Annotated in this window: 14 protein-coding genes; 11 read left to right on the top strand and 3 right to left on the bottom strand. The window is 69.3% G+C overall.

The features are described from left to right. Nucleotides 1-5 precede the first annotated feature (5 nt). The 3 genes from AC1RR5_RS16655 (at nt 6) to AC1RR5_RS16645 (ending at nt 2076) form a co-directional block, all read left to right on the top strand. Nucleotides 6-815, top strand: a complete 810-nt coding sequence (locus tag AC1RR5_RS16655) for a GDSL-type esterase/lipase family protein (RefSeq protein ID WP_492923066.1) — start codon at nt 6-8, stop codon at nt 813-815. Nucleotides 816-868: 53 nt separating this feature from the next. Further along, nucleotides 869-1498 carry a TetR/AcrR family transcriptional regulator gene (locus tag AC1RR5_RS16650; RefSeq protein WP_492923064.1) on the top strand — a complete coding sequence of 210 codons (630 nt, stop codon included), beginning with the start codon at nt 869-871 and terminating at the stop codon, nt 1496-1498. A gap of 71 nt (nt 1499-1569) precedes the next feature. Beyond that, nucleotides 1570-2076, top strand: a complete 507-nt coding sequence (locus AC1RR5_RS16645) for a hypothetical protein (protein ID WP_492923062.1) — start codon at nt 1570-1572, stop codon at nt 2074-2076. Here AC1RR5_RS16645 and AC1RR5_RS16640 read toward each other — a convergent pair. The 3 genes from AC1RR5_RS16640 to AC1RR5_RS16630 are packed head-to-tail and all read right to left on the bottom strand — an operon-like array spanning nt 2009 to nt 4673. Further along, entirely contained in the window at nt 2009-2545 is a 537-nt protein-coding gene (locus AC1RR5_RS16640; protein WP_492923060.1) for a lipocalin family protein, read from the bottom strand. The two genes, AC1RR5_RS16645 and AC1RR5_RS16640, sit on opposite strands and share 68 nt — an antisense overlap. Before the next feature lie 2 nt (nt 2546-2547). Then, nucleotides 2548-3330, bottom strand: coding sequence for a DUF1365 domain-containing protein (locus AC1RR5_RS16635; RefSeq protein ID WP_492923058.1), 783 nt, complete (start codon nt 3328-3330; stop codon nt 2548-2550). Continuing rightward, a complete protein-coding gene (locus AC1RR5_RS16630; RefSeq protein ID WP_492923056.1) occupies nt 3330-4673 on the bottom strand; it encodes an NAD(P)/FAD-dependent oxidoreductase in 1344 nt (447 codons plus the stop codon). Before AC1RR5_RS16630 ends, AC1RR5_RS16635 begins: the two co-directional genes overlap by 1 nt. 145 nt (nt 4674-4818) lie before the next feature. Here AC1RR5_RS16630 and AC1RR5_RS16625 point away from each other — a divergent pair, with 145 nt between their 5' ends. The 8 genes from AC1RR5_RS16625 (at nt 4819) to AC1RR5_RS16590 (ending at nt 13448) form a co-directional block, all read left to right on the top strand. After that, the gene (locus tag AC1RR5_RS16625; protein ID WP_492923054.1) at nt 4819-5844 is read left to right on the top strand and encodes an SAM-dependent methyltransferase; all 1026 of its coding nucleotides are present in this window, start codon (nt 4819-4821) and stop codon (nt 5842-5844) included. A gap of 10 nt (nt 5845-5854) precedes the next feature. Beyond that, a complete protein-coding gene (locus AC1RR5_RS16620) occupies nt 5855-6256 on the top strand; it encodes a DUF2177 family protein (protein ID WP_492923052.1) in 402 nt (133 codons plus the stop codon). A gap of 63 nt (nt 6257-6319) precedes the next feature. Then, nucleotides 6320-6874: a sigma-70 family RNA polymerase sigma factor gene (locus AC1RR5_RS16615; RefSeq protein WP_492923050.1), complete on the top strand. Its 555-nt coding sequence runs from the start codon at nt 6320-6322 to the stop codon at nt 6872-6874. Then, nucleotides 6871-7599 (top strand): anti-sigma factor, encoded by a 729-nt coding sequence (locus AC1RR5_RS16610; RefSeq protein WP_492923048.1) that lies wholly within the window; start codon nt 6871-6873, stop codon nt 7597-7599. The genes AC1RR5_RS16615 and AC1RR5_RS16610 overlap by 4 nt, the downstream gene beginning before the upstream one ends. Before the next feature lie 64 nt (nt 7600-7663). Beyond that, on the top strand, nt 7664-8893 hold the full coding sequence (locus AC1RR5_RS16605; RefSeq protein ID WP_492923046.1) for a class I SAM-dependent methyltransferase: 1230 nt from the start codon (nt 7664-7666) through the stop codon (nt 8891-8893). A 122-nt stretch (nt 8894-9015) separates the two neighbouring features. Then, nucleotides 9016-9522, top strand: a complete 507-nt coding sequence (locus AC1RR5_RS16600; protein ID WP_492923044.1) for an RNA polymerase sigma factor — start codon at nt 9016-9018, stop codon at nt 9520-9522. After that, a complete protein-coding gene (locus AC1RR5_RS16595) occupies nt 9519-10445 on the top strand; it encodes a FecR family protein (RefSeq protein ID WP_492923042.1) in 927 nt (308 codons plus the stop codon). Before AC1RR5_RS16600 ends, AC1RR5_RS16595 begins: the two co-directional genes overlap by 4 nt. A 105-nt stretch (nt 10446-10550) precedes the next feature. Continuing rightward, a complete protein-coding gene (locus AC1RR5_RS16590) occupies nt 10551-13448 on the top strand; it encodes a TonB-dependent receptor (RefSeq protein WP_492923040.1) in 2898 nt (965 codons plus the stop codon). The last annotated feature ends 62 nt before the right edge of the window (nt 13449-13510 follow it).

Genomic DNA, 13510 nt, shown 5'->3' with positions numbered 1-13510 from the left:
GAACCATGGTCATCGCGATGATACTGGCCCTGGCGGCCGCGACACCTGTCGGCATGGTCGACGAGCCGTGCCCGCCGCCCCTGGCGGCGCCCGAGCCGGTGCGGGCCTTCAACGCGATGTTCCTGGCGCCGGGCAAGGTCGACATGCCGCGCCTGCTGGCCCTGACCAATGACCCGGCTTTCGTCGCCTACAGCGCCGAGAAGACCGCCCGTGAGGCGTCCGACTGGGCGGGGCTTTGCCGCTATCGCCGCGACAACGACGCGCTGGTCGCGTCCGGCCGCCGGCCCAGGGCGGTGTTCTTCGGCGACTCCATCACCGAGAACTGGGTCCTGGGCGATCCGGCGCTGTTTGGCGACGCGGTGGTCGGGCGCGGGATCGGCGGCCAGACCTCGGCCCAGATGCTGGTCCGCTTCCGCCAGGACGTGATCGACCTGAAGCCGCGCGTCGTCCAGATCCTGGCCGGGACCAACGACATCGCCGGCAATCGCGGGCCGACGAGCGAACGCGACTACCAGAGCAGCATCATGTCCATGGTCGAGCTGGCCAAGGCCCACCGCATCCGCGTGGTGCTGGCCAGCATCCCGCCGGCCGCCGCCTTCTTCTGGCGGCCCGAGGTGGCGCCGGGACCCCGGATCGTGCGGCTGAACGCCTGGCTGGCCGACTACGCCCGCCGCGAAGGGCTGACCTATCTCGACTATCACGCCGTCCTGGCCGATCCCGACGGGGCGATGCGCAAGGGCTGGTCGCTGGACGGTGTCCACCCCAATCGCGACGCCTATGTCGCCCTGCGGCCCCTGGCGGAGCGGGTGCGCTGAGCCGGGCGATGAAGAGGCTGGACCCAGGCGGCGGTTCCGCTGATCTTCGCGGCATGACTCAAGGTTTGCAGACCCGTCCCAAGCGCCGCACCCAGGCCGAGCGCAGCGCCGAGACCCGGCGGATCCTGCTGGAGACGACGATCGGCTGCCTGCATCAGCGTGGCTATGCGGCGACCACGACCCTGCTGGTGGCCGAGGAGGCGGGCCTGAGCCGGGGCGCGATGCTGCACCAGTTCCCGACCCGCGTGGATTTGATGATGTTCGTCGTCCAGTCGGTGTTCGAGGACGAGGTGGCCATCTATGACGAGCGGCTGTCGGCGATCCAGGACCCAAAGGAGCGCCTCTATGCCTTCCCGGAGATCGTCTGGGAGGTGCTGAGCCGTCCGTCGGGCGTGGCGGTGCTGGAGGTCCTGCAGGGCTCGCGCAGCGACCCGGACCTAGCCGCGCGCCTGGCGCCCCTCCAGGCCCAGATCGAGGAAAGCGCGCTCGTGTCGCTCCGCCACTGGTTCGGCGACACCGGGGCCAGCGCTAAGGCCGCCATGCGCCTGGTCGTCTGGGCCGCGCGAGGTCTGTCGATCGCCAAGGTCCTGGTCCCCGATCCCGAAGGCATCGAGAAGTCGGTGACCCTGCTGCGTCGCCTGTTCGAAGTCTATGCCGAGCGCCCCCGCCAAGGCCGGGACTGAGACCGGCCAGCGCCGTGACGAACAGGTTCACGCGCGGTCGACCGTTAGGCGCCCGTCAAAGAGGCTCCGACATGAACGAACGCTCCTCCCGAACCCGCGCACCTGGCGCGACGCGTCGCCAGGTGCTGGCCCTGGCCGGGACGAGCATGGCGGCGGCGACCACGCCGGGCTCGGCCAAGGGCGCCGCGACCACCCGACCTTGCGGATCTGGCTCCGAACAGGAGTGTGGTCTGGGTGCGAACGACTGGCGTTACGCCCGCTACGCCTGGAGCCTGATGAAGCTCTATTTCCTCTACGGCGCCAGCGCCTGGACCTACTGGAACATGGTCATGCCGACCGGCGGCATGAGCGGCTGGGGCGGGCCGCAGAACTCGCTGGTGACGGTCGCCCCCAAGACTCGCGCCTATCGCCTGAACTACGAGTTCCATCTGCTGAGGCGCCTGAGCGCATTCGTGGAGCCCGGCGCAGGCCTTATCCCGACCGACAGTTTCTTCTGGCGCACGGGCGCTGCTAGAAGCCTTTCGCGCCAACTTCTTCGAGGGTGTTGGCGAAACCCAAGGCGCGCATGCGGGCTCTGAGCGACGATAGGCGTGGGGGCGCCAGGCCGGGTGTCCGCGCCAGCAGGGCGACGAACTTGCCGTCTGAGGTGCTGGCGATCATCCAGCCGTAGTCGTCGCCGTGGTCGATCACCCAGTACTGGCGGCGGATCAACCCGCCGAAGAAGCTGGCCTCGAACTTGGCGTTGGTGGCCGGATCGACGATCCGGGCGGCGGTGTCGACATGGCGGGCGGGGCCGTCCCGATCGCCGAGGTGGCAGACCTGGTCGATGTCGAAGGCTCCATTGGCCTTGCGGCTCCAGACCTGATGAGCGGCGTGGCAGTTCTTCTGTCGGTTGTTGGGGGTGCGGAGGATCTCGTACCAGCGGCCCATGAAGCGGTCGATGTCGACGGACCGCCGGGGTTCGGGCGCGGTCTCGGCGCGGACGGGCGTCGCCGAGGCGATCATGGCGGAAAGGGCCAGGACGAGAACCGGAACACGTTGGCGCATGGTCATTGGCCTCGCACGATGGCCGCGCCGGATGTGATCGGGCGGTCGGGGGCGGGAGGGCGCGGGCGAAAGCCCACCCCCTTGGCGAAGATCTTCAGGGCTTCCCAGTGGATCGCGGCCATCACGCCGAAGCTGAGAAGGGGATGGCGCAGCCAGGCCGACAGCAGGCCCGCGTCGGTGAGCGGCGACCGGCGACCGGCGAAACCCGCGCTGAGCAGCAGGCCCTCCGCGTCGTGGACGTCGATCAGCACACGAACCTCGTCGCCGGGCGGGGCGACGGTGAAGCGGTAGGTCAGGTCCATGTCCATGAACGGCGAGACGTAGAAGCGCTTGGGCGCGGTCTGGCGCACGACACCGCCATCGTCTTCGGGCGTGGCGATCAGGTAGCCATGGCGCTGGCCGAAGGTGTTGCGCACCTCATACAGGATCGCGCTCAGCCCGCCGTCGCGGTCATGGCAGAAATAGAGGCTGAGCGGATTGAAGCCGTAGCCCAGGATGCGCGGCATGCAGAGCAGTTGCACTGGCCCGCCGCCTGCGATCCCCGCTTCGGCCAGGCGTTCGGCGACGTAGGCGCGCAGGTCGCCGCCTCGGCGGTCGCCATGGTCGGCGGCGTCGAACGAGATCAGTCCCCGGCGACCGGCGCGCAGGATCCGCGAGCGGCCCAGCAGGTCCGGCAACGCGTCCAGGTCTAGCAGCAGCATGAAGATCCGGTAGCGCAGGGCGTGCTGGCGAGGGCGCGAACGCTTGTGGAAGACAGGCCCCGAATAGATGGCCGACCCGGTCATCACGCCGCCCGCGCCGCGGTCTCGACGTCGAGGACGATGCGGCCGCTCTCGTTGGCGACCGTCCAGGGACGTCGCACGCCGCCCAGCTGCTCGGCCACGGCCAGACCCGACTGCAGGCCATCCTCGTGGAAGCCCGCGCCGAAATAGGCGCCGCAGAACCAGGTGCGGCGCGCGCCCTGCAGTGACCACAGGGACTTCTGGGCCGTCAGGGCGGCGGCGTCGAAGTGGGGGTGGTCGTAGGCCTGGACACGATAGGTGAGGGCGGGATCGGGTTCGATGTGCGGGTTCAGGGTGACGAACAGCGGCGGCGTTCGGGCCAGGCCCTGCAGGTGGTTCATCCAGTAGGTCACGCAGCCGCCGGCCGGGTCGTCGCGCCGGCCCAGATGGTTCCAGCTGGCCCAAGCCAGGCGACGGCGGGGCATCAGCCTAGGATCGCTATGCAACACCGCGGTGTTGGGCGTGTAGCGGAAGGCGCCCAGCAGGACCTGCTCGTCCCCTGAGGCTTCGTCCAGCATGGCCAGGGCGCGAGGGGCGTGGGCGGCGATCACCACCTGATCGAAGGTCTCGCATCCGCCGGCGGTGTCCTCGACCACGACATGGTCCGGCAGGCGTCGCACGCGGGCAACGGGCGCGTTCTGACGGACGCGGCCGGCGAACGCCTTGGTCAGGGCCTCGACATAGACCCGGCTGCCGCCGTCCACCGTGCGCCAGCCGCGCCGACCGATGAAGCGCAGCAGATCGTGGTTGTCGAAGAAGCGGATGAAGGCCGCCGCCGGATGGTCGCCGACGCCTTCGATGCTGGCCGACCAGATGGCCGCCGCCATCGGCATGAGGTGGTCCTGGCTGAGGGCCGCGCCATAGCCGTGGTCGCGCAGGTACTGGCTGAGCGACACCACCGGATCCAGCGTCGCCAGATGTCCCGGCGCGGTGCGGTAGAAGCGGTTGAGATCGCGCAGCATCGACCAGAAGCGGGGGCGAAGCACCACGCCCGGCTGGGCGAACAGCGAGGCCAGGCTCTTGCTGCCATACTCCAGCTCGCCGTCGTCCAGGGAGACGGCCAGCGACATGTCGGCCGGCTTGGTCGGCACGTCGAGGTGCGAAAACAGCGCCGTCAGGTTGGGATAGTTGACCTCGTTATAGACGATGAAGCCGGTGTCTACGGCGACGCCGGCCGCCTCGACCGTGTTGGCGTGACCGCCCAGGCGGCCCTCGGCCTCGTACAGAGTCACATCATGCCGGGCGCTCAGCAGCCAGGCGCAGGAGAGGCCCGAGATCCCCGCGCCGATCACCGCGATGCGGGAGCGTGGCGCGGGTGAGGTGGCGGTCGAGACGCTGTGCGGCATCGCGCGGGCTCCGGCTTTTCAAGGCGCGCAGCACCGCGCCGTCCAGGGCAGCTACGAGCGCGACCGATTTTCGGATGCGCGCCGCATCCGTCGTCGGCGCGTCGCCGTAGCTCTTTTCGCCTACACTCGAGCAAGGACGCCGCGCATGAGCCTTCTGGCCGCCTCGATCAACCGGCTGCAGGATGCGCCGTTTCCGGATTTCGTCGCCCGACCGGCGATCGCCGCCCTGGTCGCCAATGCCCGCCGCCAGCTGGCGGATACGCCCGCCGACGCGGAGGCCCGTTTCGCGGCCCACATGGCCGCGCGCCCCTTGGCCGAGCACGTCGAGGCCGCCAACACCCAGCACTACGAGTTGCCGCCGCGTTTCTTCGAACTCGTGCTGGGCCCGCGCCTGAAATATTCCAGCGCCTATTACGAGACCCCCGACACGACGCTGGCGGCCGCCGAGGACGCCGCGCTGCTGCGCACCTGCCAGCATGCCGACCTGGCCGACGGGCAATCGATATTGGAGCTGGGCTGCGGCTGGGGCTCGCTGTCGCTCTGGATGGCTTGCGCCTATCCCAGTTCGCGGATCACGGCGGTGTCAAACTCGCGCGGCCAGAAGGCCTTCATCGATCGGGAGGCGCGGGCGATGGGCCTGAGCAACCTGACGGTCGTCACCGCCGACATGAACGACTTCCAGACCAGCGCGTCCTTCGATCGCATCGTCTCGGTCGAGATGTTCGAGCACATGGCCAACTGGCGGGCCCTGCTGACGCGGATGCGCGGCTGGCTGACGTCCGAGGGGCGGGCGTTCATCCACGTCTTCTCGCACCGCAGCGCGCCGTACCGGTTCGAGGTCGAGGACCGCTCGGACTTCATCGCCCAGCACTTCTTCACCGGCGGGTTGATGCCCAGTCACGGCCTGATGCGGCAGTATCCCGACCTGTTCGAAGTCGAGGTCGACTGGCGGTGGAGCGGCGAGCACTACGCGCGCACCGCCAATGACTGGTTGGCCAATTTCGACCGCCACGAGGACGAGATCATGGGGCTGATGCGCGAGGTCTACGGGGCGGACGCCCGTCTGTGGGCCCGCCGCTGGCGGCGCTTCTTCCTGGCCACCGCCGGCTTGTTCGGCGATCGCGGCGGCGCTGAATGGGGCGTCAGCCACTACCGTCTCGCGCCGGTCTGAGGAGAAAACGATGTCCTATGTCGCCGCCTATATAAGCGGGATGCTTGTCTTCGTGGGCCTGGACGCCGTCTGGCTGACGGTAATGGGCAATCGGCTCTATCGGCCGGTGCTGGGTGATCTGCTGGCGGCCAAGCCCAATGCGCTCGCCGCGATCGCCTTCTATCTCATCTACGGCCTGGGCCTGACGATCCTGGCGATCGGCCCGGGGCTGAAGGAGGGTTCAAGCGGACGCGCGGCCATGAACGGCGCCGTCCTCGGGCTTGTCGCCTACGCCACCTACGACTTGACCAACCAGGCGACCTTGCGGGTCTGGTCGACGCGCCTGACCTTGGCCGACATCGCTTGGGGCACGGCGCTGACCGCCCTGGCGGCGTTCGCGGGCTGGCATGGCGCGCGCTGGATCGCGCGGTGACGGTTGCGTGTGTTCCGCCGCCGTGTTGCCATGAGCCGACCTGAGTGAGCCCGTCGCCGACCCATGACACCCGATTCCGGCCGCCAGGCCTTGCAAGACGCCTTGGGGCGCGTGGCCGCTGGCGACAGCGTGGCCCTGAAACAAGTCTACGACGCCACGTCCGCGAAGCTTTTCGGCGTGTGCCTTCGTATCTTGAATGACAGGAGCGAGGCCGAGGACGTGCTGCAAGAGGTCTACACCACCGTCTGGGCCAAGGCTGGCCAGTTCGAGGCGGGCAGGGCCAGTCCGATCACCTGGCTGGCGGCGCTGGCGCGCAATCGCGCCATCGATCGCCTGCGTCAGGTCGGGCGGCGGTCGTTCAGTCCGATCGACGACGCCGAGGCCGTTCCTGACGAGGGCGCCTCGGCCTTCGATCAGCTGTCGGCCAGCCAGGAGGCCCTTCGCCTCGACGGCTGCCTGTCGCAGCTGGAGGAGGCGCAGCAGAAGGCCGTTCGCGTCGCCTTCTTCGAGGGGCTCACCTATGAGGAGGTCGCGACCGCCTTCGCGGTGCCGCTTGGCACCATGAAGAGCTGGATCCGGCGCTCCCTGCAGAAGCTGAAGGCTTGTCTGGAAGCATGAGCACGCCCGACCTTTCCCCCGATGACCTGATCGCCGCCGAATATGTGCTGGGAGTCCTGACCGCGTCCGAGCGCGCCGAGGTCGAGCAGCGGATGGCGTCCGAACCCGCCTTGAAGGCCGAGGTGGCCGCCTGGGAGGCGCGCCTGACGCCGCTGATCGAGGCGGTGCCTCCGGAAACGCCGCCGGCCGTGGTCTGGCGCCGGATCGCCGCCCAGGTCGGCCTGCCGCCCGCGCCGCGCCGCCAGCGAGACTTGTGGAACAGCCTGGGCTTCTGGCGCGGGGCCGCCGGAACGGCCGGCTTGGCCGCCGCGGCCAGCGTCGCCGCCCTGGTCCTGACGCCACGCGTGGCGCCGCCGGTCGCGACCCCGCCGATCGCTTCGAACCAGGCCGATTTGACCTCCGTCGCGCTGCTGAAGCCCGAAGCCGGTCCGGCGGCCTTCGCCGTCGCCTACGACCGTCAACGTCAGGTGCTGATCATCACGCCGGTCTCGGCCGAGGGGCGTGTCGACCGGTCGCTGCAGCTGTGGCTGATGCCGGATGGCACGCCGCCGGTGTCGCTGGGCCTGCTGGATCCCAGCAAGCCATTGGTGCTGCGGGTGGATCAACTGGCCGGACCCGAGGGGCCGCGGGCGACGCTCGGCGTGTCGCTCGAGCCGCTGGGCGGCGCGCCGGGCGGCCAACCGACCGGCCCCGTGGTGGCGACGGGACGTTTGGCGCCGGTCTAGGCATCCATTCGGCCCGTTCATGCGTAGCTGAAATCGAACCTGAACAAGAAGGTCCGATCACGACATGAGCGATATCTCCCTGCAGGTCCGCGCCGCGGGCGCACCCAGGCTCCCGGCGGTGTTCGAGCTGGTGGTGAGGCTGCTGGCGGCTGACTGGACCTGGGGCGAGTTGACGGTCGTGGCGCCGAACGGCGCGCGCCGATGCCTGACCGGCCGTCAGCCCGGCCCGGCGGCGACCCTCGTGGTCCGCGACGCCCGCTTCGCGGGTCGGGTCCTGGCCAATGGCGACATCGGTTTCGCCGAGGGTTTCATGGCCGGGGAGTGGGACAGCCCGGATCTGGCCGCCCTTCTGGAGGTCCTGGTCCGCAACTACGATCACATCCGCCGGCTGTTCGACGGCGGCTGGCCGATGAAGGCGGCCAACTGGATCTTCCACCGGCTGCGGCCCAACGACAAGGCGGGCGCGCGGCGGAACATCCACGCCCACTACGATCTGGGCAACGCGTTCTACGAAGCCTGGCTCGACGAGACGATGACTTACTCGTCCGCCCGGTTCGAACACGCCGGGCAGTCGCTGGAGGCCGCCCAGCGCGCCAAGTACGCCGCGCTCGCGCGCTTGATGGACCTGCGGGCCGGTCATTCGGTCGTGGAGATCGGCTGTGGCTGGGGCGGCTTCGCGCTGTTCGCCGCGGGCGAGGTGGGCGCCAAGGTGACCGGCGTGACGATCTCGCGCGAACAGCATGACTTCGCCCGCCGCCGGGTGTTCGAGGCCGGCCTGGCCGAGCGGGTCGACATCCAGCTTCGTGACTATCGCGATCTCGACGGGCAGTTCGACCGGCTGGCCTCGATCGAGATGTTCGAGGCGGTCGGGCGCGCCTACTGGGGCGTCTATTTCGACAAGGTCCGCAGCCTTCTGAAGCCTGGTGGCAAGGCTGGCTTGCAGGTCATCACCATCCAGGACGCGCTGTTCGAAGACTACGAAGCCCGGACCGACTTTATCCAGCGCTACGTGTTCCCGGGCGGCTCCCTGCCATCGGAAGCTCGCCTGGCGCCGCTGATCGCCGAGCGTGGTTTGCGCTGGGGCCAGACGGAGCGCTTCGGCGCTGACTACGCCGCCACCCTGGCTCACTGGACGCGCCGCTTCGAGTCCGCCTACGAGGCCATCGCGCAAACCGACTCGCGGTTCGACGCCCGGTTCGGTCGGTTGTGGCGGTTCTATCTCGCCTATTGCGAGGCCGGCTTTCGATCAGGTCGAACCGATGTCGTCCAGATGAGCATCGACCGGGGCGCGTAGGGGCGAGGTCCAAGCGGCGACCGGCGGCGGGGGCAAACTGTCACAAAGCCATGCTAGGCGCCGGCTATGCCTAGCATGGTTCGTCAGCGTCACAGCGTGCGAGCGGCGGCGGGAGCGGGACGATGACCGACCTGACCAGCCTGCGCGCCCAGCGGCGCGACCTCTACCAGTTCATCGTCCGCCGCACGCGCGACCCGGCGGCGGCGGAGGATCTGGTGCAGGAGACGTTCGAGCGTCTTCTGGCCTATGAGCGCGCCCGCACGATCGTCGACCGGGCCGCTCTCGGCTATCGCATCGCGCTGAACTTGGTTCGCGACCACTTCCGGCGCGCCCAACGGCGACCGGTCGAAGAACTGCACGACGAGATCCCGTGCGAGGCCCCGGCCGCGGAGCAGATCCTGATGCATCGCCAAAAGGTCGAGGTCTTCGGCAAGGTCCTCGACTCCATGCCGCCCCTGCGCCGTGAGGTGTTCATCCGTCGTCAGTTGCACGGCCAGGCATATCGGGAGATCGCCGAAGCGCTCAGCCTCAGTGAGACGGCGGCCGAAAAGCACGTGGTCCGCGCGCTGGAGCAGGTGCGTCGTGAAGTCGCCAAGGCCGAGCGTCGCACCGTCGGAGGCCGCCGATGAGCCGCCTTCGCCAGCAGGCCGCCCGCTGGGCCGCCCGTCACCGCGACGTCGACCCGCGCGAGGCCGCCGCCTTCGAGGCGTGGAAGTCGGCGGACACCGCCCACGCGGAGGCCTTCGACCAGGTCTGGCGCACCAGCCAGGACCCGGCCCTGGCCGAGGCCATGCGGTTGAGCGAGCAGCGCCGGGCGGTCCGTCCCCGCCGCGCGGGACCGATCGCGGCCCTGGCCGGCAGCTTGGTCGCCGCGAGCCTGGCGGTGGTCTTCGCCTGGCCGCAGCTGCAGTTGATGACGGTCGCGCCGATCCCGCTGGAAACCGCGCCGGGTCAGCATCGCGATGTCACCCTGGCCGACGGCACCCATGTCACCTTGGACGGGGCCACGCGGCTGGAGGTGCGACTGGGCGCTCGGCGGCGCCAGGTCGAACTGGTGCGCGGCGAAGCCTTCTTCGATGTCGCCCACGACACCCGGCGGCCGTTCCTGGTCAAGGCCGACGCCGGCTCGGCCCGCGTGCTGGGCACGGCCTTCGATCTCGAGCGCGCCGATGGTCGGCTGGAGCTGTCGGTGCATCGCGGCCGTGTGCGCCTGGCCCCGAGCGGTCTGATCCACCGCACCGTCGAGCTGACCGTCGGCCAGCGCGCCTTCGCCAAGGAAGGCCGGCTGTCGGCCGTCAAGGCGTTCGACCCGGCCGCCGAGGACTGGCGTTCGGGCTGGCTGGAGACCGACGGCCTGACGCTCGAGCGGCTGGTCGAGCGGCTAAACCGGGCCTCGCCGACGCGGATCGTCATCGCCGACCACGCCTTGGGACGCCAGCGCGTGGCCGGCCGTTTCCGCCTCGACCAACCCAAGGCCCTGGTCGAGAACCTGGCCCTGATGCACGGCTTCGAAGTTCGTCAGACATCGGACGGCTTGGTGCTGGATCGCTGACGGCGTCGCCGAAACTTCACAAATATCCCTGTCCTGGAAAGGCGGCCGCCGGCGTCTTCCCGCCGAAGCGCGACGTGGACGCCGCGCGAAATCGGGGATGACATCATGACTGCGAAGACCTGGATGTGGTGGAGCACGGCCTCGGCCGCCGCCCTGCTGGTCGCGACCTCGGCCGTGGCCGCGCCGCCGGAGAAGCCGACCCTGGCCATCCCCGCCGGTGACCTGGCCTCGGCCCTGCCGAGCTTCTCGCGCGCCACGGGCCTGCAGGTCCTGGCCGACCCGGCCCTGCTGAACGGCAAGCACACGGAGGGCGTTCGCGGCCAGTTCGACGCCGAGCGCGGCCTGGCTCAGCTGCTGCGCGGCACCGGCCTGACCTTCGTGCGCAACGGCGGCGCGGCGATCCTGCGCCCGGCCGCCCAGAAGGTCTCGACCGCGCCGCGCCCGGTCGCCGCCGCCGCCGCGCCCCGCACCGACGCCGGCCCAGCCCAGCCCGAAGAGCCGGCCACGGTCGAGGAAGTGGTCGTCACGGGCGGCTTCGCCAACTCGCTGGCCCGCGCCCTAGCCGACAAGCGCAAGGCCGCCAACGTCGTCGACGCCATCTCGGCCGAGGACATCGGCAAGTTTCCGTCCAACAACATCGCCGAAGCCCTGCAGCGCGTGCCCGGCGTGGCCATTACCCGCGATCGCGGCGAGGGCCTGTTCATCCGCGTCCGGGGACTTGGTCCCAACTTCCAGGTTGTGACCCTGAACGGCCGCAGCGCCGCGGTGAACGAGAACATGCGCGACAGCGGCCAGAGCGGCCGTCAGTTCCGCTTCGACACCCTGCCGTCAGAACTGGTCGCCGGCGTCGAGGTCAACAAGACCCCGCTGGCCTCGACCGACGAAGGCGCGATCGGCGGCGTGGTGGACATCAAGACCTTCCGCCCGCTGGACCTGGGCCGGACCACCCTGGCCCTGTCGGCCACCGCCAGCCGCCCGGAACTGGCCGGCGCGACCGACCCTCGAGTGTCGGGCCTGGCCAGCTGGACCAACGCCGCCGGCACGTTCGGGCTGCTGGCCGCGGCGGTCTACGACCAACGCACCCTGCGCCAGGACCGCATCACCGGCGTGGGCTGGAGCTATTCGGACCCGACTACGACCCTCGGCAAGACGTTGATCGCCCAGGGGATCAACCTCTATCCGAACGCGATCCGTCCGACGCTGGAGCGCGAGGACCGGGAGCGTAAGGGTCTGGTGCTGTCGGCCCAGTACCGCCCCAGCGAAGAGACCGAGATCACGCTGGACGCCAGCTATACCAAGCTGGACGACCACTATGACGAGCTGACCTATTCGGCCGACCAGACGGCCTCGACCCTGGTCGCGGGCTCGGCGGTCGTCCGGGAAGGGGTCCTGGTCGGCGGCACGGTGACCTCGACCTCGCAGATCGGGCGCGAGGTCAGCGACCTGGCGCACGACAACCTGATGGTCGCGGGCCGGATCCGCCAAAAACTGGAGGATTGGATCCTGACCGCGGACTTGGCTTATGCCCGGGCCTTTTCGGAGACCTCCAAGCCGATCACCCGCACGCGCCTGCAAGGCGCGATCGGCCAGACGACGTTCACGATGACGCGGGCCGGAGACGCCGTTCCGAGCGTCAAGCTGCTGACCACCGACTTCAACAACCCGTCGCTGCTGCCGTTCCGGCGCATCGAATGGCGTGTCAACGACGCGACGGACGACGAGACCGCCTTGCAGTTCGACGCCGAGCGTCCGGTCGCCTGGGGACCGGTCAGCCGCGTCCAGTTCGGCGTGAAATACCGAGAGCGTTCGCGTAGCTACAACCGCGCGGACATCAACTACACCACCAACCTGGCGGGAAAGTTCTTCGGGGCTGAGTACTTCGACGCGTTCCCCGTCAGCGATTTCCTGGGCGATGTCGACGGAACCCTGCCCACGACCTGGGCCATGCCCGATCCGGCCGCGTTCTGGACCCTGGCCGACAAGTCTCAGAAGGGCACGCAGCGCGCCGACCAGCGCAACTCCTACCACGTCTCCGAGGACATCGCGGCGGGCTATGGCCTAGCCGACCTCGACACCAGCCTGTTTGGCGCGCCGTTGCGCGGGCAGGTGGGCGTTCGCGTGGCCAACACCAAGCAGGTCTCCGCCGGCCATGCCGACAACGGCTCGGCGGCGCTGCCGGTCCGCTACGTGAAGACCTATACCGACGTCCTGCCGACGGCCAACTTCACCCTGGAGCTGTCGAACACCCTGCAGGCCCGCGTCGCCGCTGCCAAGGTGATCACCCGGCCGTCGCTGGCCGACCTGGCCCCGCGCCTGACGCTCAACTCCTCGGGCGTGCAGCTGACCGCGGTGGGCGGCAATCCTCAGCTGCAGCCGTTCGAGGCCTGGCAGTACGACGCGACGCTGGAGTGGTACTTCGCCCCGGGCAGCGCCTTGATCGCCGGCGCCTTCTACAAGGACATCACCAGCTTCGTTTATAGCCAGACGACGAACATCGTGGTCGACGGCCTCACCTACCAGCTGACCTCGCCGACCAACGGCGGCCAAGCCAGCATCAAGGGCGTGGAACTGGCCTATCAGCACCTGTTCAAGGGTCTGCCGGCGCCGTTCGACGGCCTCGGTTTCCTGGCCAACTACACCTACACCGACACCGAGGCGACCTATTCGCCGACGCTGAAGGACGCGATGGTCAACGTCGCCAAGAACAGCTTCAACCTGACGGGCTTCTACGAGAAGGGGCCGTTCGCGGCCCGGGCCAGCTACAGCTGGATAGACGACGTGCTGCAGGACGTGGGCGGCGCGGGTCTGTCGGCCTTGAACGACAAGGCGTTCGGCTCGCTGGACGCCAGCGTCAGCTACAAGGTCACGCCACAGATCACCGCCGTGATCGAGGGGCAGAACCTGACCAAGGCGGCCCAGTGGCAGTTCGTGAAGGGCGGCTGGTTCGGCGGCTACACCCAGTACGGCCGCACCTTGAGCTTTGGTGTCCGGGCGAAGTTCTAACGGTCGTATTGATCCTCTAGTGTGACCCGCGCGGCATCGCGCGGGTCGCCTTCTTGCTGGAA

The sequence above is a fragment of the Caulobacter sp. GW821-FHT11E11 genome (assembly GCF_058808315.1).
Note: the sequence above shows the minus strand (reverse complement) of the source record. Positions and strands in the feature narration are given on the sequence as shown.

What these genes read in the sequence shown, in the direction of transcription:
- AC1RR5_RS16655 (WP_492923066.1), top strand. Translation starts at nt 6, where the DNA reads ATGGTCATCGCGATGATACTGGCCCTGGCGGCCGCGACACCTGTCGGC.
- AC1RR5_RS16650 (WP_492923064.1), top strand. Translation starts at nt 869, where the DNA reads ATGACTCAAGGTTTGCAGACCCGTCCCAAGCGCCGCACCCAGGCCGAG.
- AC1RR5_RS16645 (WP_492923062.1), top strand. Translation starts at nt 1,570, where the DNA reads ATGAACGAACGCTCCTCCCGAACCCGCGCACCTGGCGCGACGCGTCGC.
- AC1RR5_RS16640 (WP_492923060.1), bottom strand. Translation starts at nt 2,545, where the DNA reads ATGCGCCAACGTGTTCCGGTTCTCGTCCTGGCCCTTTCCGCCATGATC.
- AC1RR5_RS16635 (WP_492923058.1), bottom strand. Translation starts at nt 3,330, where the DNA reads ATGACCGGGTCGGCCATCTATTCGGGGCCTGTCTTCCACAAGCGTTCG.
- AC1RR5_RS16630 (WP_492923056.1), bottom strand. Translation starts at nt 4,673, where the DNA reads ATGCCGCACAGCGTCTCGACCGCCACCTCACCCGCGCCACGCTCCCGC.
- AC1RR5_RS16625 (WP_492923054.1), top strand. Translation starts at nt 4,819, where the DNA reads ATGAGCCTTCTGGCCGCCTCGATCAACCGGCTGCAGGATGCGCCGTTT.
- AC1RR5_RS16620 (WP_492923052.1), top strand. Translation starts at nt 5,855, where the DNA reads ATGTCCTATGTCGCCGCCTATATAAGCGGGATGCTTGTCTTCGTGGGC.
- AC1RR5_RS16615 (WP_492923050.1), top strand. Translation starts at nt 6,320, where the DNA reads ATGACACCCGATTCCGGCCGCCAGGCCTTGCAAGACGCCTTGGGGCGC.
- AC1RR5_RS16610 (WP_492923048.1), top strand. Translation starts at nt 6,871, where the DNA reads ATGAGCACGCCCGACCTTTCCCCCGATGACCTGATCGCCGCCGAATAT.
- AC1RR5_RS16605 (WP_492923046.1), top strand. Translation starts at nt 7,664, where the DNA reads ATGAGCGATATCTCCCTGCAGGTCCGCGCCGCGGGCGCACCCAGGCTC.
- AC1RR5_RS16600 (WP_492923044.1), top strand. Translation starts at nt 9,016, where the DNA reads ATGACCGACCTGACCAGCCTGCGCGCCCAGCGGCGCGACCTCTACCAG.
- AC1RR5_RS16595 (WP_492923042.1), top strand. Translation starts at nt 9,519, where the DNA reads ATGAGCCGCCTTCGCCAGCAGGCCGCCCGCTGGGCCGCCCGTCACCGC.
- AC1RR5_RS16590 (WP_492923040.1), top strand. Translation starts at nt 10,551, where the DNA reads ATGACTGCGAAGACCTGGATGTGGTGGAGCACGGCCTCGGCCGCCGCC.